This window comes from Streptomyces sp. NPDC005533, from assembly GCF_042871845.1.
Classification (GTDB): domain Bacteria; phylum Actinomycetota; class Actinomycetes; order Streptomycetales; family Streptomycetaceae; genus Streptomyces.
In genome coordinates this window covers 1-19,174 of record NZ_JBIAJH010000033.1, presented here as the reverse complement: position 1 = coordinate 19,174, position 19,174 = coordinate 1, and the positions used below count along the sequence as shown (strand labels likewise).

The window sequence follows — 19,174 nt, the reverse complement described above, 5'->3', positions numbered from 1 at the left end:
CAAGCTCCGCATTTCCGGCTTTGGGCCGCCCGGTTGAGCGACACGCCGAAGCGCGGACGGTGCGGCTGACGGATCCGCAGGTCACGACCCGTCAGGCATTTATGTGACGATTACCTGGATGGACGCACCCCTTCCGGCCCCCTCCGGGCCGCGGCCACCCGTTCGCACCTCCCCCCTCGCCGTCCCGCCCGGTCGCCCTTAGCGTGCGTGAAGTAGGGCGTACAGGGGTGGGACAGGAACGCGGGTCGGGACCCCCGCGTCGGGAAGGGAGAACGATGGGCGAGGACGAGACCGGGCAGTCACGCAAACGCTCACCGTGGGGCGTGCTCGCCCTGGTCATGCTCACCGGCCTCGCCATGGTGCGGAACGGCGTGGACATCGACGGCGGACCGCCCCAGCCCACCGCGGCCTCGGCGGTGGCGGTGACGGCCGACCAGCTGCCGGCGAACCCTCCGGTGGCGCCCGCGGGCATGGATGTGCTGGAGCACTCGTCGGTGCAGCGCATCCGGATCCCCACGATCAACGTGGACGCGCCGGTGATGACGGTCGGGCTGGACGCGGAGGGCTGGATCGACGCCCCGCCGCCGCAGGACCGCAATCTCGCGGGCTGGTACCTCAACGGCATCTCGCCGGGCCAGCGCGGTTCGGCGGTGATCGTGGGGCACGTGGACAACGCGCAGGGACCGGCGGTCTTCTACGGCCTGGGCTCGGTCAAGCCCGGCAACCGCATCGAGGTGCAGCGGTACGACGGGCGCACGGCCGTGTTCGAGGTCTACGGCGTCGAGGTGTTCTCCAAGGAGGCCTTCCCGGGAGCCCGGGTGTACGGGGACACCGGGCACCCGGAGCTCCGGGTGATCACGTGCGGCGGTGGGTACTCGAAGGCCCGCGGCTACGACGGCAACGTGGTCGTCTTCGCCCGCATGGTGGAGGCGCGCTGAGCATCCGCCCGCATGCCGGCGGCCCGCCGGGCGTAAGCGCGCCGGGGAGCGGGCCGCTCAGCGGGGCGGCAGCGTCGGAAGGGTCATCCGGTAGCCGCGCGCCAGCAGTTGGGGCAGGTAGGAGGAGACCGCCTGGACGCTCTGCGAGCGGTTGCCGCCCGCGTCGTGCGACAGGACGATCACGCCGGGGCCCGCGCCGCCGAGGACCCGGGAGATGATCGTGCCCGTCCCGGGCTCCTTCCAGTCCAGGGTGTCCACGGTCCAGGCGAGCGGCTCCATGCCCAGCTCGGCCCCGATCTCGAAGGCGGCCCGGTTCCACGCCCCGTACGGCGCCCGGAACCACACCGGTGCCTCGCCGACGGTCTGCTGCACGACCTCGCTCGTGCGGCCGATCTCGGAGGTGAGGGCGGGCCGGCTGAGCTTGGGGATGAGCGGGTGGGTCCAGGTGTGGTTGCCGATGACGTGCCCTTCGGCGACCATCCGGCGCAGCAGGTTCGGGTTCTCCGCGGCCATCTCCCCGCAGACGAAGAACATGGCGCGTACGCCGTACCGGGCGAGGGTGTCGAGGATGCCCGGCGTGTAGCGGGGGTCGGGGCCGTCGTCGAAGGTGAGCACCATGGCGCTCGCGGTCCTCGCGTCGGCCGGGAGCTCCAGGATGGGCCGGGTCCGGACGGCCGGCTTCAGGGCGGCGGGCCGTACGGGGGCGTCGGCGGTCATGGGGCGCAGCCGGTAGGCCTTTTCGGGCAGTCCCTGGGGGAAGGCGGCCCCGGGTGCTCCGGCCGCCGGGTTCGGTCCGGGCCCGGCGGCGCCCGCCGCACCGCCCGCACCACCCGCCCCGGGGACACCGGGCGTTGCGCCCTCGCCGCCCGAGGAGACCAGTCCGGCGGCGGCCGCGACTCCGAGGAAGACGGCGGTGCGCAGGAGCGCGCGCCGCCCTACTGTCGGCTCGTCATTTTTCATTCTTACTACGTATCAACGACGTCACCGCAGATGTCGAGAGGCGCGGACGCGCCCCGTCCCCGTCACCCGCCCGGACCAGCCGGGCGGCCGGTCAGCCGCGCCGCACCAGGGGGAACGGGAGCGTCTCGCGGATCGTCAGGCCCGTGAGGAACATGACCAGGCGGTCCACGCCGATGCCCAGGCCTCCGGTCGGCGGCATCGCGTACTCCAGCGCGTCCAGGAAGTCGTTGTCGAGCTCCATGGCCTCCGGGTCGCCTCCCGCCGCGAGCAGGGACTGGGCGGTGAGCCGGCGCCGCTGCTCGACGGGGTCGGTCAGTTCCGAGTACGCGGTGCCCAGTTCGGTTCCGAAGGCGACCAGGTCCCAGCGCTCGGCGAGCCGCGGGTCCTTGCGGTGCTGGCGGGTGAGCGGGGAGACGTCGGTGGGGAAGTCCTTGTAGAAGGTGGGCAGTCCGGTCTTCTCCTCGACCAGTCGTTCGTACATCTCCAGGACGACGTCGCCGCGGGTGTCCTCGGGGGCGTGCGGCACTCCGGCCCGGTCGCACAGTCTGCGCAGTACGGGTTCCCCGGTGTCGGCGTCGACCTCCTCGCCCAGGGCCTCGCTGATGGCCCCGTACATGGTCTTGACCGGCCAGGTCCCGGAGATGTCGTGGACGACGAGCTTCCCGTCCGGTCCGGCCTTGTGGGCGATAGGCGAGCCGAAGGCGGCGGTGGCGGCGCCCTGGATCAGTTCGCGCGTGAGGTCGAGCATCACGTCGTAGTCGGCGAAGGCCTGGTAGGCCTCCAGCATCGTGAACTCGGGGTTGTGCTTGTAGGAGACGCCTTCGTTGCGGAAGGTGCGGCCCATCTCGAAGACCTTCTCCATGCCGCCGACACAGAGCCGCTTGAGGTACAGCTCGGGGGCGATGCGCAGGTACAGGTCGAGGTCGTAGGCGTTGATGTGGGTGCGGAAGGGGCGGGCGTTGGCACCGCCGTGGATCTGCTGGAGCATCGGGGTCTCGACCTCCAGGTAGCCGCGCTCCAGCAGCCCCTGGCGCAGGGCCTGGACGGCGCTGGAGCGGGCCCGTACGACGTCGCGTGCCTCGGGGCTCGCGACGAGGTCGAGGTAGCGGCGCCGGACCCGGGCCTCGGGGTCGGCGAGTCCCTTGCGCTTGTCGGGCAGGGGGCGCAGGCACTTGCCCGTGAGCTGCCAGGACCGGACCAGGAGGGAGGGCTCGCCGGCCTTGCTGGCCGCGGCCTCGCCGCTGACCAGGACGTGGTCGCCGAAGTCGACCTGGGAGGTGAAGGAGTCCAGCACCTCGCTCCCCGACTCGTCGCGGGTGAGCATCAGCTGCAGGTCGCCCGACCAGTCGCGCAGGACGGCGAAGACCACACCGCCGAGGTCGCGTACGAGCATCACGCGCCCGGCGAGGGTGGCCGGCTCGCCCGACCGGGCGCCGGGCGCGAGGTCGGGGAGGGCGGCCCTCAGCTGGGCGACGGTGTGGGTGCGGGGTCGGATTCCCACCGGGTAGGGGTCGGTGCCGGCCGCCCGGAGGCGTTCCAGTTTGGCGTGGCGGACACGGACTTGCTCGGGCAGCCGCTCGGCGGGGGCGAGGCCCTCGCCCTCCTCCCCCACGGCGTCCAGGCCCAGGGAGTCGATGGAGGGCAGCCCCTCGGTGGTGGCGGGGTTGGTGAGTCCTCTGGGGTGGCCGTTGCCCCACAGGGTGCGCAGGCTGGGTACGGAGACGAAGCCCTCGGCGATGCCGGAGGCGAGGCTGACCCGGGCGAGCGAGCCGGCGTCCTGGTAGCAGAGGAACCGCGGGTACCACTCGGGGCCGTACTTGACGTTCGAGCGGTAGAGCGCCTCCAGCTGCCACCAGCGGGAGAAGAACAGGAGCAGCCTGCGCCACAGCTTGAGGACGGGTCCGGCGCCGATCCGGCCGCCCTCCTCGAAGGCGGAGCGGAAGACGGCGAAGTTCAGGGAGATCCGCCGCACGCCCAGGCCGGGGGCCGCTGCGCACAGCTGGGAGACCATGAACTCCATGACCCCGTTCGGGGCGGCGCGGTCGCGGCGCATGAGGTCGAGGGAGATGCCGTCCCTGCCCCAGGGGACGAAGGAGAGCAGGGCGATCAGCTCGCCCTGCGCGTCGAAGGCCTCGACCAGCAGGCAGTCCCCGTCGGCGCGGTCGCCGAGCCGGTCCAGGGCCATGGAGAAGCCGCGTTCGGTCTCGGTGTCCCGCCAGCGGTCGGCGCGGTCGACGATGGTCTGCATCTCGTCCTCGGAGAGGGCCGAGTGACGGCGGATGAGGGTGGTGGCGCCGGTCCGCTTGACCCGGTTGACGGCCTGGCGCGTCACGCGCATGTCCCGGCCGTCGAGGTCGAAGTGGGCGACGTGCAGGATGGCCTCGTCGCCGAGCTGGAGGGCGCTGAGTCCGGAGCGGGCGTAGGCGGTGGCGCCGTCCTCGGAGGCGCCCATGACGGCGGGCTGCCAGCCGTGGCGGCGGGCCACGGCCAGCCAGGCGTCGACGGCCGGGGTCCAGGCGGCGGGGTCGCCGACCGGGTCGCCGCTGGCGAGGCAGACTCCGGCCTCGACGCGGTAGGTGACGGCGGCCTTGCCGTTGGGGGCGAAGACCACGGCCTTGTCCCGCCGGGTGGCGAAGTAGCCGAGGGAGTCGCCCCGCCCGTAGGCGCCGAGGAGGGCGCGGATGCGTGCCTCCTCGTCCCCGTGCAGGGCGGCGGTCAGCCGTTGGGAGCGGAAGAGGGTGGCGGCGGCGTTCAGCAGGGCGAGGGCGCCGAAGAGGCCGAGCAGGAAGTACAGCGGGCGGGGCGGGCTGCCGTCGAACTGGCGGGCCGAGAAGAGACCGCCGAAAACCTCCTTGGCGGCCCAGTCCAGCCACTGGCCCTTGGGGAGCGTGCCGGGGAAGAGGGCGACGAGCCCCCAGCCGACGAGGACGGCGGCGAGGAGCCCGAGGCCCAGCACGAGCAGGGCGTGCCACAGGGCCCCGGGGCGGGAGGCGGCGTAGAACTCGTCGCGGGCGGCGATCAGCACGGCCGTCGCGGCGACGGCGATGGCCATGGAGGGGACGCCGATCCAGTAGTCGCCGACGGCCATGTCCAGTACGTCGTCGAGCATCAGCAGGGCCAGATAGGTGATGACGATCCACCAGGCGACCTTCTTGCGGGTGCCGAGCGCCGCGGCGAGGAGGAAGAGGAACACGGCGTAGGCGAGGTTCGCGCTGACCGGGACGACGATCAGGTCGAGGAAGCGCACGACGTGGCGCAGGAGCCGGCGCAGCGTCGGGGAGAGCGAGAGCAGCGCGCACAGCAGGCCGAGCGCTCCGAAGAACGCGCCGAACCCGTCGGGCACCCGGTTCAGGAAGCGGTTCCGGGTCCCGCGCGTCTCCTCCACGGTGGCACTCATGGTTCGCACTGTAGGGAGGGCCGGGCGGGTGCGCGCGCCGAGGGGAACGGGGCATCGCCTAACCTCGGCAGGGTGACGGAGCACGTGAACACGGGATTCGAACGCGGTACCGACGGACCGAAGGTGATCCTCGCCGGGGTCGACGGGTCCGACTCCTCGCTGCGGGCGGCGGCCTACGCGGCGGGGCTGGCCCGGCGGCAGAACGCGCTGCTGGCGCTGGTGTACGTCCAGCCGGTGATCTCGGCCGGGGCCGCCCTGGGGGCGCCGGTGGCCGACACCACCGGGGAGATCGCGGAGGGCCTGGTGGCCGAGATCCGCGAGTCCGCGGAGCGGCTCAGGGGCATCTACGAGGTGCGCTGGCAGTTCCACACCTTCCGCGGCGACCCGTACGCCGGGCTGGTGAGCGCGGCGGAGGAGCTGATGGCGGACGCGGTGGTGGTCGGCGCGTCCGAGCAGGCGGGCCACCGCATCGTGGGCTCGGTGGCGATCCGACTGGTCAGGGCGGGCCGCTGGCCGGTGACCGTCGTCCCGTAGCACCGAGGGGGCCCGTGCGGACGGGCGTCCCGTCCGGCCCGGGGCCTACTGGGCGAGGGTGAGGCCGTCCTTGGCGGCGCCGCGGCTGAGGACGGCCTCGATGATCTCGTCCCGGGCGCTCTCGTGGTCGTCGCGGTCGGAGGGCCGTGCGAGGTCGACGACCCGGCCGGCGGACAGGTCCATCATCTGCGGTACGAACTCGGCCTTGGTGACCTGCCAGCGCTGCCCCTCGGCGGCCGGCGGGGCGAAGGTGAAGCGGCCGATCGAGCCGTAGTTGCCCCGCATGTCCCGGGCGCCCGAGTAGTTGAACATCTCGCCCGCGACCTGGTCGCCCATGCCGTAGATGATCCAGGTCCCGTTGACCCTCTCGTAGGGCTGCGGGATGTGCGCGTGCGTGCCCAGGATCAGGTCGATGTCCGGCCGGCCGCCGGTCTGTGAGGCGGTCAGCGCCTTGCCGAGCGAGAGTTGGGTCTCGTCCGGCTCGGTCTGCCATTCCGTGCCCCAGTGCACGCTCACCAGCACCACGTCCGCGCCCGCCTTCCGGGCGGCCCGCGCGTCCGCGATGATCTTGTCCTGCTTCATCAGGTTGACCGCCCAGGGCTGGCCCTCGGGCAGCGGGTAGCCGTTGGTGTCGTAGGTGTACGCGAGGTGCGCGACCTTCGCCGAGCCCGCCGTGTACGTGGTCACCGTGGCCGCCTCGGCCGCCGTACGGGCCGAGCCGGCGTGCTTCAGCCCGACCTTGTCGAAGCGGTCCAGGGTGCGGCGCAGCCCCGCGGCCCCGTCGTCGAGGGTGTGGTTCGAGGCCGTGGAGCAGCCGTCGTACCCGGCGTCCTTCAGCCCGTCGGCGACCTCCGGCGGGGACTTGAAGGCCGGGTAGCCGGAGAACGGGCCGCCCTCCTCGCCGTAGATGGTCTCCATGTGGCAGAGGGCCAGGTCGGCCGCGGAGACCACGGGCTTGACGCCGGAGAACATCGGCCTGAAGTCGTACCCGTCACCGTCGGCGTCGTTCGACGCGCGCTGGATGACGGAGGTGTGCGGCAGTACGTCTCCGCTCGCGACGAGGGTGAAGCCCTTGCCGGCCGGGGCACCGGCGGCGCTGGAGGGGACGCGTCCGGCACTCTCGCCGAGGCGGGCGGGTGCGGGGTCGCCGGTGCCCGAGCATCCGGCGGCCGCGGACAGGAGGAGCGCCGACAGGAGGGCGACCGCCCGGGGCCGGGTGCGCTTGGTCATCTGCCCAGCTCTCGTTAGTACCACTATCTGATATCCGATCACCTGTAATCCATAGAAACAGACGCTCCAAGTCAAGGAACGGATCCGCGCGCGGACACCGGACCCACCCCAACGGCGGACACCTGCGACGCTCCTGCCGTTCGCCGCGCCGTTCGACCGTTCACCGCTCGGCGGGGCCGCCCGGCGGACCACCCGGGTGCTTGGGCGCATCGCCCCGGCGGGACGGTTCCCGGCGGGCTCTGCGCAGGTCAGGGTGAACGAAACGCCTCCGCCACGGACCCCGCACGGACCCCGTACCGACCCCGGTCGGACCGCCACGCACCTCGGAAGGAGCCCCTCGTGCCGCTCTCCCCCGCCCTCCCGCACACGGACCCCGAGGCACTGGCCGAACTCCAGCGCGACCACGGGCGGGCCCTGTTCGGATTCCTGCTCGGTCTCACCGCCGGCGACGCCCAGCGCGCGGAGGACCTCGTACAGGAGACCCTCGTACGGGTCTGGCAGCACCCGGAGGCCCTGGCGAGCGGGCACGACTCGATGCGGCCGTGGTTGTTCACGGTGGCCCGGCGGCTCGCCATCGACGCCCGCCGGGCCCGGCTGTCACGGCCGCTGGAGGTGGACGCGGAGGGGCTGGAGCAGGCGCCGGCTCCCGAGGACGCGGTGGCCGGCTCGGTCACGGCGATCGACGTCCGACGGGCCGTGGGATCCCTGGGGCAGGAGCACCGCGAGGTGCTGATGCAGGTCTACTTCCGGGACCGGTCGGTGGCAGAGGCCGCCGCCGAGCTCGGCATCCCGGCCGGTACCGTCAAGTCCCGTACCCACTACGCCCTTCGCGCCCTCCGCAAGGGCCTCCAGGGGTACGGCTACGGCCTCGGAGCCTGAGCTTCCGGCACGCGGGGCACCAGGGCGATGGATCCGGGATCGTCGTGAAGGGGCGCGGACCGGACAAAAAACGCACAGAATCGGGCATCAGAGCGCCCAAGTTGCGTAAACATCCCCCGCCCGGCGAGCCGCGCGGTGAAGGCTCGGGCTGACGACGACGGGATGCTCGACGTGTGGGAGAAGGTGGAACGGTGCAGCCCGAGGGGACGAACGGCACCAGTGACGGCGGGCTCGCGGTGCCCATGGCCTGGCTGTACGCCGAGTACATCGCGGACGAACTGCTGCGTACCGGCCGGCTGATCCCGGTCAGCACCCTGGAGTTCCGGGCCGGGCGCGACACGCTCGCCCTGACGATCTACCTCTCGGACGCCGCCGGCGAACTCTCCGGGATCCGGGTGGTCTCGCAGCTCGACGAGTGGATGTCACTGACGGCGTACGGCCACCCCTGGCGCGACTGGGTGCACACGCGGTTCCTCGCGCTGGGCGAGGAGGCCAGGGAGCGCGGCCGCGACGAGGACCCCGACCTGGAGCTGGCCCGGGCGGCGTGGCGCTGGCTGGACCGCACCGAGCTCTTCGCCACCAACCTCGACCCCGGGCGGCACGGCCACGCCGACACCCCGCCCGGACTGGACGAGAACGCGCGGGTGTGGACCCCCGCCTGGCAGCTCGGACTGCCGCTGGGCCACCTGGCGATGCACCTGTTCTGACGCCCCTACGAGGACCGTTCGGCCGGATCGGTCACCAGGCCGGTGAAATCGGCCTCGTTGCGCTCCGCCCGGGTGACGTACCACCGGGCGATCAGCCACATCACCGGATACACCAGCAGCCCGAGCGCCACCCACACCAGCGGCCCCGACGCGGCCGCCGACAGCGCGAACAGCAGCGGCAGCGTCCCGACCAGCACCACGAGCGCGGCCAGCGCCCCCAGTCCGGCGCGCAGCTGACTGCGCATCAGTGCCCGTACGTAGGTGGCCCCGAGGGTGGTGTGCTCGGAGATCTCCGAACGGGCCGGGGCGTGCGCGGGCGGCCGGCGACGGGCGCCCCGGGGCACCCCGGTGACGATCTCGCGCCGGGGCGGCGACTGCTGCTGCTCCTCGGCCATGGCGTGGGAGTCTACGCAGCGCCCGGCTACTTGAGGAGCCGCGACAGCCGCCGGTCGGCCAGCGGCTTGCCGCCCGTCTGGCAGGTGGGGCAGTACTGGAGCGAGGAGTCCGCGAAGGACACCGAGCGCACGGTGTCCCCGCAGACCGGGCACGGCTCACCGTCCCGGCCGTGCACGCGCAGCCCGGACTTCTTCTCGGCCTTGAGCGCACCGGCGGCCACGCCGTGCGCCCGGGCGACGGCCTCGCCCAGGGTGGTGCGCACGGCCTCGTAGAGGTGGGTCACCTGGTCCTCGTCGAACGAGGCGGCCAGTTTGAAGGGGGAGACCTTCGCCGCGTGCAGGATCTCGTCGCTGTAGGCGTTGCCGATGCCCGCGATGACGCTCTGGTCGCGCAGCACGCCCTTGATCTGGCGCCGTTCCCCGGCGAGCAGGGCGGCGAAGGCGTCCCGGTCGAAGTCCTCGGCGAGCGGGTCGGGGCCGAGCCGGGCGATGCCGGGGACCTCCTGGGGGTCGCGGACCACGTACACGGCGAGGCGTTTCTGGGTCCCGGCCTCGGTGAGGTCGAAGCCGCCGCCGTCCTCCAGGGCGACCCGCAGCGCGAGCGGCCCCTTGCCGGGGCGCGGCGGCTGCGCGGGCAGGGTGTCCTGCCAGCGCAGCCAGCCGGCCCGGGCCAGGTGGGTGACGAGGTGGAGCCCGCCGATCGGCAGGGCCAGGAACTTGCCGTACCGGGCGGTGGCGCCGGCCGTCTGGCCTTCGAGGGCGGACAGCGGCGGATCGTACGTCTTGAGCACGCTGACGGCGAGCGGGAGGACGCGCTCGACCACCCGCCCGGTGAGGTGCTCGTCGAGGTACTCCCGCAGGGCCTCGACCTCGGGCAGTTCCGGCATGGGTCCAGCCTGCCGCCGTCTCAGGCGAAACGCGAGCCGGGCACGGGGCCCGGTGACGCGACCCGGTCGCGGGGCGCCGAGAGCCAGCCGGTGCGGACCGCCGTCACGAACGCCCGGAAGGCCTCGTCCGGGTCGGCCGGGGTCGCGCCGTCGCCGCCGTCCGGGGCCGGGTCGGCCGTCGCGATCTCACGGGCGATCTCATCCTCGGGCCGGTCGTCGTCCTGCCACGGCGGGGCGACGTACTGGCAGAGCAGCGCGCTGGAGTCGGCGCTGACCGCGGGCGGATCGGTCCAGCAGGTGGCGTGCTCGTGGAGGATCTGGCCGTCGGCGCGCTCGCGCAGGGTGCGGACGAGATCCTGGTCGGCCGCGTTCAGGTCGTAGGCGACGACGAGGGTGTCCGCGCGGTCCGGTTCATACGGGACGACGGGCAGCCCGAGCACCCGGGCCGCGGCGAGCCCGAGGATCCGGTCCGAGCGGCCGGGCAGCGGGGAGACGGTCGCGGGGGCGCGTCCGGCGGCCTCCAGGGCGAGGGCGAGCCGGGCCAGGCCGCGGCGGCACTGCTCGGGGCTGTCGCCGAGGTAGGCGTACCGGCCCGTCATCCCGGCGTCCCAGCCGTACGGGGAGAGGGTGCCGAGGATGCCGCCGGTGAGGCCGTAGTGCCAGCCGCGCAGGTCGGCCGGGCCGAGCGGGTCGGGGTGTCCCGCCGTCTCCTGGGCCCTGCGGGACTGGCCGCTGCGCAGCACCTGGCGCGCCTGGCGCTCGCGCGCTGCCGACCACTGCGGGTCCTCGGGGGCGGGGAGGCCGAGCAGCAGCCCCTGGGCGGCGTCCAGGTCCCCGGCGAGCAGCGTGTGGTGGACCAGCAGGTACGTCTCGGGCCAGGCGGGCAGCCGGTCGCCGCGGCCGGAGAGCAGCGCGGCGGCCTCCGCGTGCCGGTGCTCGTCCTCCAGCGCGGAGACCAGCTCGGCGAGGAGCGGCCGCGAGTCGGGGAGCAGCCGGAGCGCCTCGCGCAGCGGCGCGACGGCGAGGAAGGCGACGCCCCGCTCCACGCAGGCGTAGCCGAAGTCGTAGAGGGCCTGTGGTTCGTCGGCCCGCTCGGCGGCGGCCCGGGCGGCCGCGGCGAGGTCCTCGAAGCCGGCGGTCTCGGCCAAGGCCGCGGTGGCCTGGGCGAGTTCGGCGACGGGGAGGGTCTCCGCGCGGGGGCGCAGCGAACGTACGGCTCCGGGCAGATCGCCCGCCTTGAGCAGCCGGCGGACGTCATCCATGGCGATAGTCATCGCCGTCGATCCTCACGGACCGGGCGCCGCCCCGCAACGCACTTTTCCCGCCCGCCCGGCCCCACCGCCCGCCGCGCCGCGCCCGGCCGCGCCCCGCCCCAGCCCGCCTGCCGCGTCACCAACCTGTCCGGACAAGCTGTCCGGCCACCACGCCTAGCCCATGACGAACTCGCACCACACGCATTTGCCGCCGCCGCGCGGTTCCACTCCCCAGACGTCCGCCAGCCGGTCCACCAGCATCAGGCCCCGTCCCGAGACCCCCGCCTCCCCCGCCTCGCGCCGCCGCGGCAGCGCGCTGGAGCGGTCCTCGACCTCCACCCGCAGCCTGCGCTCGTGTCCCGCCAGGACCCGCAGGGTGACGATCGCCGGGCCGTCGGTGTGCATCAGGGCGTTCACGATCAGCTCGTCCGCGACCAGCTCGATCTCGTCGGACCGCTCCCGCGCGCCCCACGCCCGCACCGCCGCCCCGATCATGTGGCGGGCCGCCACCAGGGCCTCGGGGTCGCCGGGTGCCACGTGCTGCTGCAGGCGGCTGCCGGCCTGCGGGGCGGCCGCCACCTCGCGGCGCAGCAGGAGCAGCGCCATGTCGTCGTTCCCGCCCCGGTCGTCGGCGACCTCGCAGAGCCGGTCCGCCAGGAACTGCAGGTCCGCCGGGCCGCTGCGGACCTGGGAGGCCAGCAGCCGGATGCCGTCGTCGAGGTCGGCGCCGGGCTGTTCCACCAGGCCGTCGGTGCAGAGCAGGAGCGTTTCTCCCGGGTCCAGCTCCACCGTGGTCACCGGGTACTCCAGCCGCCCGAACTCGGCCGACAGGCCGAGCGGCATCCCCCCTTCCACCGGGAGCCGGCGGCAGTCCCCGTCGCGGGTGCGCAGCAGGGGGTCGATGTGGCCGGCCCGTACCAGCTGGAGGACGCCGGTGGAGAGGTCGACCTCCGCGTAGGTGCAGGTGGCGAAGCGGTCCGTGTCCAGCTCGTGCAGGAAGACGGAGGCCCGCGCCATGACCGTGCCCGGCGAGTGCCCCTCGGCCGCGTAGGCGCGCAGCACGATCCGCAGCTGGCCCATGACCGCGGCCGCGTGCGTGTCGTGGCCCTGCACGTCCCCGATGACGGCGCCGACCCGGCCGCCCGGCAGCGGGATGACGTCGTACCAGTCGCCGCCGATGTCCCGGCCCATCCGGGCGGAGCGGTACCGTACGGCGATCTCCCCGCCGGGCACCGAGGGGATCCGCCTCGGCAGCATGGCCTGCTGCAGGCCTTCGGCGAGGTCGTGCTCCTGCTCCAGCAGCATGGCCCGCTGGAGGCTCTGGGCGATGCTGCTGCCGAGCGCGACGAGCAGGTTGCGTTCCTCCTGGGTGAAGCCGTCCTTGTCCTGGTAGAGCAGTCCGATCGCGCCGATGGGGCGGGCCTGGGCGATGAGGGGCAGGTAGGCGGCCGCCGAGATCCGCATGTACGAGATCTTCGCCCAGAGCTCGGGATAGCCCTCGGCGAACTCCTCCGCCGAGTGGAGGAAGCGCGGCTGGAGCGAGCGGACGACCTCGCTCATCGGGTACTGCTCGTCGACGCGGGTGTAGCGGGTGCCGGGGACGAAACTGTCCTGGGGGCCTTCGGCCACGAGGTGGATGCGCCCGGCCTCGACGAGGCCCATCACCATGCCCATGGAGCCGAGCCGCTCCAGGCCGTGGGCGTCGCCGATCACGTCGATGACGTCCCGTACGGTCCGGGCGTGTGCGAGGGCGGCGGTCGTGGACTCGACGACGGACGTCTGGCGGCGCCGTTCCTCGTCCAGGCCCTGGCGCTCCGCCGAGTGACTGAGCTCGTCGGTCGCGTCGCGGACGATGCCGATGATCCGGTAGGGCCGCCCGTCCGGGCCCCGCATGACGCGGCCCTGGGTGTGCGTCCAGCGCAGCCGCCCGTCGCGGCAGCGGATGCGGAAGTAGGCGCCGTAGCTGTCCTCCTTGCTCTTGAGCGCGGAGGAGACGAGGGCGTCGAGGCGTGTGGACTCGGTGGCGGGGACGCGCGGGGAGAGGGACTCGGGTCGGCCGTCGTACTCGTCGGGGGTCGTGTCGAAGACGTCCAGGGCCGCTTCGTCCATGTGCATGAGACCGGTCACGAGGTCCCAGTCGAAACTGCCCATGCGGTTCAGCGAGAGCGACCGGTCCGGGTGCGCGGGCCAGTCGTCCGGCAGCGATACGGCGGTCGGCACCGATCCACCATGACACACCGGCCGGTCAGGCGCTCTCCAGCGAGTGGCTCCCGTCCGAGGTCCCGTCCGAGGGCTGCGGCTGCTGGTTCGGGTCGAAGTACGGCTCCGTGCGCGGGTCGGCGTAGGGGTCCCCGGACGGTTCGGTGTACGGGTCCAGCGGGGGCGGCACCGATCCGTCGGGCTCGGGCACGAGACCCGGGTCGCTGGGGTTCGGCTGCGTCAGGTCGAACGGGATGTCCGAGGGCATGTCACCGCCCGGCACGTCGGAGGGGACGTCCGAGGGAGCATCCGGGCGCGGCTGCTGCGGGCGGGGGACGGCGTCCGACGGCGAGCCCGGGTTCTGCGGGACGCCGGGACTCTGCGGCCGGTTCTCGCCCGGGGGGTTCTGCTGGTCCTGCGGGGCCGATCCGGTCGGTTGGCAGTCCGGCGCGCCGCCGGCCTGGTCGCTGCGGCACGGCTGGTCCGAGGCGGGCCCGGACGGGGCGAGGGGCCCCGTCGGGATGCCGTCGGCGGGGTCGTACTGGGGCAGCGCGCGCGGGGGCCGGTCCTGGGCCCCGTCGTCGCCCCGCTTGCGTTCGATCCAGGTGTTGTCGGCGATGTTGACGATCACCAGGTTGTTGATCACCTGGGCGGCGGGTTCGACGACGACGACCTGGTTGGGCTGGTAGCCGCTCCACGGGTCGCCCTTGTGCACCGGGGACCCCTTGGCGGCGAGCGGGGAGCCCAGCGGGTTCCCGCAGCCGCAGCGCACCCGGGGCATGCCGTGTTCGTCGACGAGGACGGCGGTGCCGGCCTGCAGGACGGACTGGAAGCCGTCGGCCCGGCCGTCGCGGAAGGCGTGGTTGGTGACCCGGGTGTCGGCGCGCAGCACGACGGGGGTCAGGCCGCGCAGGAACTCCGGGATGCTCGCCTGTTCGATGTCGGCGGCCTGGGCGAAGGCGCGGGCCTTCGCATTGTCGGTGCTCAGGAAGCCGACCTGCTGTTCCACATCGCAGCTGCCGAGCCGCTGGGTGCCGCCGTACAGGCCGGGGGTGGCCGCGTTGATCGTGCGGATGCCCTGTCCGGTCGGGTTGGGCAGTGGGGGCTGGAGGGGGGCGGACTCGCCGGTGGCGGAGGAGGCGGTGAAGGGGTCGGGGCCGGCGGAGGCCACGGGCTGGAGATAGACCTCCTGGCTCTCGGGTCCGGGGGCGCTCTTGGGCTCCTCGGCTCCGCCGCAGCCCGCGGCGAACAGCCCGAGGAGGGCCAAGAGGGCGGCGCCGGCCGGTAGGTGACGGCCCGACGTCTGACGAGGTGTCGGAACTGACGGTGCGTGCACGTGGATCTCCCTTTTCGCCCCGGTTGCTCCCTCCTGTCTGCCGCATGTGCGCGGGTGCCGCAACCGGAGGACGTGTTGAACATGTTCAAGGAAGCCCGTAAGGTCATCACCGTGAGTTGAACGCGTTCAAGGCGTTCGGCCGCAGCGTTGGGGGGAGTCCAGGGTGGCGGTACTGGTGAACGTGATCGTCACCCTGGGCATGCTCTACGTCGTCCCGGCGGGCCTGCTCCTGATCGACCCGGCCGGGCTCCGCCGGACCGCCCGCCGCTGGCCGCTGCTCGCCGCTCCCGGGGCGCTCTGCCTCTGGCTGCCGCGCGGGCTGCCCGCCACGGCGCTCGCCGCGCTCTACGCGACGGCCTGCCTGGCCCTCGCGGCCCGGGCCCCGGCCCGGCTGCTGCGGGGCCGTCCCACGGACCGTCCCACGGGCCGGGAACCGGGCCGGGAACCGGGCCGTGGGAGGGCCCGTACAGCGGACCCGTCCGGGATCGCCGTCGCCACCGCGCTGGTCTCACCCTCGATCGCCGGGACCGCGCTGGTCGCCGAGCGCGCCGGGTACCGGCTCTTCGGCTTCGACCTCGACATCCTGGCGCTCACCGTGCCGCACTTCCACTTCGCCGGGTTCGCGGCGGCGCTGGTCGCGGGCCTCGTGTGCCGGGCCGTCCGGGACCGGCCCGCGACGGGGCTCTCGCGCTGGGCGGCGTACAGCGTCCCGGCCGGCACCCTGCTCGTGCTCCTCGGCTACTTCGTCGACGACTGGGCCGAGCTGGTGGGCGCGGTGGTGCTGACCGGCGGGATGTGGGCCGTGGCCCTGCTGACCTGGCGGGACATCCGGCCCGCGGCCCAGGACCGGTGCACGCGGGCGCTGCTCGCCACCTCGGCGGCCGTGCTGGTGGCCACCATGTTGCTCGCCCTGTGGTGGGCGGCCGGCGAGGCCACCGGGATCGTGCACCCCACACTGACCTGGATGGCCGCGACCCACGGCCTCGGGAACGCCCTCGGATTCGCCCTCTGCTCGGTGCTGGCCTGGCGCCGGCTCACCACCGACCACCCCTCTCCCGCCTCGCCCGCCGACGGCGACCAGCGGCTCACGGCCGACCGCCGTCCGTCGGCCGCCCACCTGTGACCATCCCCCACCGACTGGAGACCTCGCCATGACCCGCCTCATCAGCGCCGGCCGGGACACCGTCAACTACCCCGACAAGGGCGCGACGGCCCGCCGGCCCCTGCCCGCCGGGTACCACCACCTCGACCACCGCACCCGCCTCGGACACGGCCGGGCCGTCTTCGAGGCGGCCGGCACCGCCGTGACCACCTTCCAGGCGCACCGGGCCTCCGGGATGCGGGTACGGGCCGATGCCGGAGCGGTCCGGCCCGGCAGCCGCGTGGTCGTCGGCATCGGCTTCGGGCCGTTGCGCGTCGACGCCCCGTGCCAGGTGATCTGGACGGCGTACGAGCCCCACCGCATCGGCTTCGCCTACGGGACCCGGCCCGGCCACCCCGAGTGCGGGGAGGAGTCCTTCCTCGTGGAGATGGACCCCGACGGCACGGTGTGGTTCACCGTGACCGCCTTCAGCCGCCCGAACAGCTGGTACACCCGCCTCGCCGGCCCGGTGGTCCCCTTCCTCCAGCTGCGCTACGCCCGCTGGCTGGGCCACCGCCTGCGCAGGCTGGCCACGGCCGCCTGACCGGTCCGATACTGGAGGCGATGGACTGGTTCACGGCGCCCGGATACTGGCTCGCCCGGCTGGTCTTCCAGCGGGCCCTGGCCGGGATCTACCTCGTCGCCTTCGTCGGGGCCGCCCTGCAGTTCCGGGCCCTGATCGGGGCGCACGGCATGCTGCCCGTGCCGCAGTACGTGCGGTACGTGCCCTTCCGGCGCGCCCCGAGCCTGTTCCAACTGCACTATTCGGACCGCTTCTTCGCCGGCTGCGCCTGGACCGGCGCGGCGCTCGCCGCGGCGCTGGCCGCCGGGGCCGGGGACGAGGTGCCGTTGGGCGCCGCCATGGCGATGTGGGCCCTGCTGTGGCTGCTCTACCTCTCCGTCGTGAACGTGGGACAGACCTGGTACTCCTTCGGCTGGGAGACGCTGCTGCTGGAGGTGGGCTTCCTCGCCGTGTTCCTCGGCAACGCCCGGGCCGGGCCGCCGGTGCTGGTGCTGTGGCTGCTGCGCTGGGTGGTCTTCCGCGTGGAGTTCGGGGCCGGGCTGATCAAGATGCGCGGGGACTCCTGCTGGCGCGAGCTGACCTGCCTCTACTACCACCACGAGACGCAGCCGATGGCCGGGCCGCTGAGCTGGTTCTTCCACCACCTGCCGAAGCCGCTGCACCGGGTGGAGTGCGCCGCCAACCACGTGACCCAACTGGTCGTCCCGGTCCTGCTGTTCACCCCGCAGCCGGTGGCCTCGTACGCCGCCGGGATCATCGTCGCGACGCAGCTGTGGCTGGTGCTGTCCGGGAACTTCGCCTGGCTGAACTGGCTGACGATCACCCTGGCCCTCTCGGCCGTGGACTTCACCGGGCTCGCGGGCGCGCCTCCCGCCGCCGCCTCGCAGGGCGCTCCCGTGTGGTTCGTGGTCCTGGTCTGCGCGGTGACCGTCCTCGTGCTGTTCCTCAGCCGTCGCCCGGTGCTCAACATGATCTCGCGCCGGCAGGTGATGAACCGCTCCTTCGACGCCCTGCACCTGGTCAACACCTACGGGGCCTTCGGCTCGGTCGGCCGGGTCCGCATGGAGGTGGTGGTGGAGGGCACCGCGGACCGGGTGCCGCACGAGGACGGCGCCGCCTGGCGGGAGTACGGCTTCCGCGGCAAGCCGACCGAACTGCGCAGGCTTCCGCGCCAGTTCGCCCCGTACCACCTGCGGCTGGACTGGCTGATGTGGTTCGCGGCGATCTCCCCGGGCTACGCGCGGGACTGGTTCGGGCCGTTCGTGGAGCGGCTGCTGGCGGGCGACCGGGACACGCTGCGGCTGCTGCGCCACAACCCGTTCCCGGACGCGCCGCCCGTCTACGTCCGGGCCCTGCTCTACCGCTACCGGTTCACCACCTGGCGGGAGCTGCGCGAGACGGGGGCCTGGTGGCACCGCACGCTCGTGCGCGAGTACCTCCCTCCGACCCGTCTCGCCGGCGGCCGGCTCTCAGAGCCCGAGTAGCGCGGCCTCCCGCTCGGGGGAGATGCCGAGGACCGGCCGGTCGGGCCGCTGCGGGGCGACTCCGCCGAGCGTCCGCAGCCAGGCCCACGTGTCGGCGACGGTCTCCTCGACCGGCCGGCACTCCAGTCCGGCCGCCAACGCCTTCCCGACGTCCGCGCCGAACACGTGCTCGCGCGAAGGCCCCTCCGGAATCCAGACGGGCAGCTCGGTCCACGGCTCGACGCCGGCCTCCAGGAGCCGGTCCGGGGCGGTCCAGCGCAGCTCGGCACGGCCCCCGGTGACGGCGGCGCAGGCGTCGAGGAGAGCGCCCATGGTGGCGTGCCCGGGCGGGGAGACCAGGTCGTACGCGCCGCCGCGGCCCGCGGCGGCGGCGTCCAGGGTCCAGCGCGCGAGGTCGCGCACGTCGACGTACCGGACGGGGAGTTCGCGGGGGCCGGGGGCGAGCACCGGACCGCCGCGGGCGGTGCGGTTCAGCCACCACGGCAGCCGGCCGATGTTCTCGTACGGGCCGAGGACGAGTCCGGCGCGCACCAGCAGGGCGTGGTCGGCGAAGGCGGCCAGGGAGGCGAGTTCACCGCCGCGCTTGTCCTCGGCGTAGGCGGTCGGGCCGGCGTCCGGCGAGCCCTCGACGAGCGGGCCGTCCTCGCCCTGCCCGGCGGAGGCGGGGTAGGCGTACACGGAGCGGCTGGAGACGTACGCGTACCCGCCGGCCCGCTCCCGCAGCAGGCGCGCGCTGTCGCGCACCGCGGTGGGGGCGCCGCTCCAGGTGTCGACGACGAGGTCCCACTCCCCCGCGGCGAGTGCGGCCAGGCCGTCCGGGGCGGTGCGGTCCCCGTGCAGGGCCGCGGCGCCCGGCGGGGGCGCGTGGTGTCCGCGGTGGAAGACGGTCACCTGCCAGCCCCGGTCGAGGGCGTCCTCGGTGACCGCGCGTCCGACGAATTCCGTACCACCCAGCATCAGCAGCTTCATGCCGACCAGCCTGCCCCCGGCGGGCGGGGCGGGGGAAGCGGTGATCGCCCTCCGCGATGACGCTCAGGGCGTAGCCGTTCGGGGAACCTTGTCGGGGAACCGGGCCGGGCCCGGACGTGCCCCGGCGGACAGGGCAGCGCCCCCGGCGCGTGGGCACGAGGGGGCGCGTGGCACCGCTCTGGCGGCTAGGCCGTCTCTTCCGGATCTTGCCTCGCCCGCGCCGCCCGGCAAGATCCGAAAGAGACGACCTAGTGACCTGAGTCAGAGATTCGGTGGCAGTAGGCGGCGACTCTGTCGAGGATCTCGTCGGCTGTCTTTGTCCAGACGAAGGGCCTGGGTTGG

Annotated in this window: 16 protein-coding genes; 7 read left to right on the top strand and 9 right to left on the bottom strand. The window is 73.7% G+C overall.

Features of this window, described 5'->3' with window-relative positions; all coding sequences use genetic code 11:
• Nucleotides 1-275: 275 nt before the first annotated feature.
• Nucleotides 276-938 (top strand): class F sortase, encoded by a 663-nt coding sequence (locus tag ACFYP3_RS27510; protein WP_388837836.1) that lies wholly within the window; start codon nucleotides 276-278, stop codon nucleotides 936-938.
• A gap of 57 nt (nucleotides 939-995) precedes the next feature.
• Here ACFYP3_RS27510 and ACFYP3_RS27505 read toward each other — a convergent pair whose 3' ends face one another.
• On the bottom strand, nucleotides 996-1,898 hold the full coding sequence (locus ACFYP3_RS27505) for a polysaccharide deacetylase family protein (protein WP_388837833.1): 903 nt from the start codon (nucleotides 1,896-1,898) through the stop codon (nucleotides 996-998).
• A gap of 91 nt (nucleotides 1,899-1,989) precedes the next feature.
• On the bottom strand, nucleotides 1,990-5,295 hold the full coding sequence (lysX, locus tag ACFYP3_RS27500) for a bifunctional lysylphosphatidylglycerol synthetase/lysine--tRNA ligase LysX (RefSeq protein ID WP_388837830.1): 3,306 nt from the start codon (nucleotides 5,293-5,295) through the stop codon (nucleotides 1,990-1,992).
• 72 nt (nucleotides 5,296-5,367) lie between these two features.
• Between lysX and ACFYP3_RS27495 the strand changes: the two genes are divergently transcribed.
• Nucleotides 5,368-5,829, top strand: a complete 462-nt coding sequence (locus tag ACFYP3_RS27495) for a universal stress protein (RefSeq protein WP_388837827.1) — start codon at nucleotides 5,368-5,370, stop codon at nucleotides 5,827-5,829.
• Nucleotides 5,830-5,874: 45 nt separating this feature from the next.
• Here ACFYP3_RS27495 and ACFYP3_RS27490 read toward each other — a convergent pair whose 3' ends face one another.
• Nucleotides 5,875-7,059, bottom strand: a complete 1,185-nt coding sequence (locus tag ACFYP3_RS27490; RefSeq protein WP_388837824.1) for a CapA family protein — start codon at nucleotides 7,057-7,059, stop codon at nucleotides 5,875-5,877.
• Between the two features lie 339 nt (nucleotides 7,060-7,398).
• On the opposite strand from ACFYP3_RS27490, the gene ACFYP3_RS27485 reads away from it, so the two are divergent.
• Together ACFYP3_RS27485 and ACFYP3_RS27480 are read left to right on the top strand one after the other, a co-directional pair.
• Nucleotides 7,399-7,938, top strand: a complete 540-nt coding sequence (locus ACFYP3_RS27485) for a sigma-70 family RNA polymerase sigma factor (RefSeq protein WP_351300259.1) — start codon at nucleotides 7,399-7,401, stop codon at nucleotides 7,936-7,938.
• Nucleotides 7,939-8,180: 242 nt separating this feature from the next.
• Nucleotides 8,181-8,645, top strand: a complete 465-nt coding sequence (locus tag ACFYP3_RS27480) for a hypothetical protein (RefSeq protein WP_388837986.1) — start codon at nucleotides 8,181-8,183, stop codon at nucleotides 8,643-8,645.
• Nucleotides 8,646-8,650: 5 nt separating this feature from the next.
• On the opposite strand, the gene ACFYP3_RS27475 is transcribed toward ACFYP3_RS27480, so the two are convergent.
• The 5 genes from ACFYP3_RS27475 to ACFYP3_RS27455 all read right to left on the bottom strand — a co-directional run bounded on the left by ACFYP3_RS27475 (nucleotide 8,651) and on the right by ACFYP3_RS27455 (nucleotide 14,646).
• Entirely contained in the window at nucleotides 8,651-9,040 is a 390-nt protein-coding gene (locus ACFYP3_RS27475; protein WP_388837821.1) for a hypothetical protein, read from the bottom strand.
• A 26-nt stretch (nucleotides 9,041-9,066) separates the two neighbouring features.
• Nucleotides 9,067-9,927 carry an Fpg/Nei family DNA glycosylase gene (locus ACFYP3_RS27470; protein WP_388837818.1) on the bottom strand — a complete coding sequence of 287 codons (861 nt, stop codon included), beginning with the start codon at nucleotides 9,925-9,927 and terminating at the stop codon, nucleotides 9,067-9,069.
• A gap of 20 nt (nucleotides 9,928-9,947) precedes the next feature.
• Nucleotides 9,948-11,201 (bottom strand): hypothetical protein, encoded by a 1,254-nt coding sequence (locus ACFYP3_RS27465; RefSeq protein WP_388837816.1) that lies wholly within the window; start codon nucleotides 11,199-11,201, stop codon nucleotides 9,948-9,950.
• A 153-nt stretch (nucleotides 11,202-11,354) separates the two neighbouring features.
• On the bottom strand, nucleotides 11,355-13,418 hold the full coding sequence (locus ACFYP3_RS27460) for a SpoIIE family protein phosphatase (RefSeq protein WP_388837813.1): 2,064 nt from the start codon (nucleotides 13,416-13,418) through the stop codon (nucleotides 11,355-11,357).
• A gap of 7 nt (nucleotides 13,419-13,425) precedes the next feature.
• Nucleotides 13,426-14,646 carry a DUF6777 domain-containing protein gene (locus ACFYP3_RS27455; protein WP_388837810.1) on the bottom strand — a complete coding sequence of 407 codons (1,221 nt, stop codon included), beginning with the start codon at nucleotides 14,644-14,646 and terminating at the stop codon, nucleotides 13,426-13,428.
• A gap of 232 nt (nucleotides 14,647-14,878) precedes the next feature.
• Between ACFYP3_RS27455 and ACFYP3_RS27450 the strand changes: the two genes are divergently transcribed.
• From ACFYP3_RS27450 to ACFYP3_RS27440, 3 genes are read left to right on the top strand one after another with little or no spacing between them, the layout of a single operon-like run.
• Nucleotides 14,879-15,838 carry a YndJ family protein gene (locus ACFYP3_RS27450; RefSeq protein WP_388837807.1) on the top strand — a complete coding sequence of 320 codons (960 nt, stop codon included), beginning with the start codon at nucleotides 14,879-14,881 and terminating at the stop codon, nucleotides 15,836-15,838.
• A 28-nt stretch (nucleotides 15,839-15,866) separates the two neighbouring features.
• Nucleotides 15,867-16,400, top strand: a complete 534-nt coding sequence (locus tag ACFYP3_RS27445) for a DUF1990 family protein (protein ID WP_388837804.1) — start codon at nucleotides 15,867-15,869, stop codon at nucleotides 16,398-16,400.
• Between the two features lie 20 nt (nucleotides 16,401-16,420).
• Nucleotides 16,421-17,863 carry a lipase maturation factor family protein gene (locus tag ACFYP3_RS27440; RefSeq protein ID WP_388837801.1) on the top strand — a complete coding sequence of 481 codons (1,443 nt, stop codon included), beginning with the start codon at nucleotides 16,421-16,423 and terminating at the stop codon, nucleotides 17,861-17,863.
• Here ACFYP3_RS27440 and ACFYP3_RS27435 read toward each other — a convergent pair.
• A complete protein-coding gene (locus tag ACFYP3_RS27435; RefSeq protein WP_388837798.1) occupies nucleotides 17,849-18,832 on the bottom strand; it encodes an NAD-dependent epimerase/dehydratase family protein in 984 nt (327 codons plus the stop codon). The genes ACFYP3_RS27440 and ACFYP3_RS27435 overlap by 15 nt on opposite strands.
• Between the last annotated feature and the right edge of the window lie 342 nt (nucleotides 18,833-19,174).

Bases quoted from the DNA above. Each gene is read 5' to 3' on its own strand.
- ACFYP3_RS27510 (WP_388837836.1), top strand. From the start codon at position 276: ATGGGCGAGGACGAGACCGGGCAGTCACGCAAACGCTCACCGTGGGGC.
- ACFYP3_RS27490 (WP_388837824.1), bottom strand. From the start codon at position 7,059: ATGACCAAGCGCACCCGGCCCCGGGCGGTCGCCCTCCTGTCGGCGCTC.
- ACFYP3_RS27475 (WP_388837821.1), bottom strand. From the start codon at position 9,040: ATGGCCGAGGAGCAGCAGCAGTCGCCGCCCCGGCGCGAGATCGTCACC.
- ACFYP3_RS27440 (WP_388837801.1), top strand. From the start codon at position 16,421: ATGGACTGGTTCACGGCGCCCGGATACTGGCTCGCCCGGCTGGTCTTC.
- ACFYP3_RS27480 (WP_388837986.1), top strand. From the start codon at position 8,181: ATGGCCTGGCTGTACGCCGAGTACATCGCGGACGAACTGCTGCGTACC.
- ACFYP3_RS27445 (WP_388837804.1), top strand. From the start codon at position 15,867: ATGACCCGCCTCATCAGCGCCGGCCGGGACACCGTCAACTACCCCGAC.
- ACFYP3_RS27505 (WP_388837833.1), bottom strand. From the start codon at position 1,898: ATGAAAAATGACGAGCCGACAGTAGGGCGGCGCGCGCTCCTGCGCACC.
- ACFYP3_RS27435 (WP_388837798.1), bottom strand. From the start codon at position 18,832: ATGAAGCTGCTGATGCTGGGTGGTACGGAATTCGTCGGACGCGCGGTC.
- ACFYP3_RS27470 (WP_388837818.1), bottom strand. From the start codon at position 9,927: ATGCCGGAACTGCCCGAGGTCGAGGCCCTGCGGGAGTACCTCGACGAG.
- ACFYP3_RS27465 (WP_388837816.1), bottom strand. From the start codon at position 11,201: ATGACTATCGCCATGGATGACGTCCGCCGGCTGCTCAAGGCGGGCGAT.
- lysX (WP_388837830.1), bottom strand. From the start codon at position 5,295: ATGAGTGCCACCGTGGAGGAGACGCGCGGGACCCGGAACCGCTTCCTG.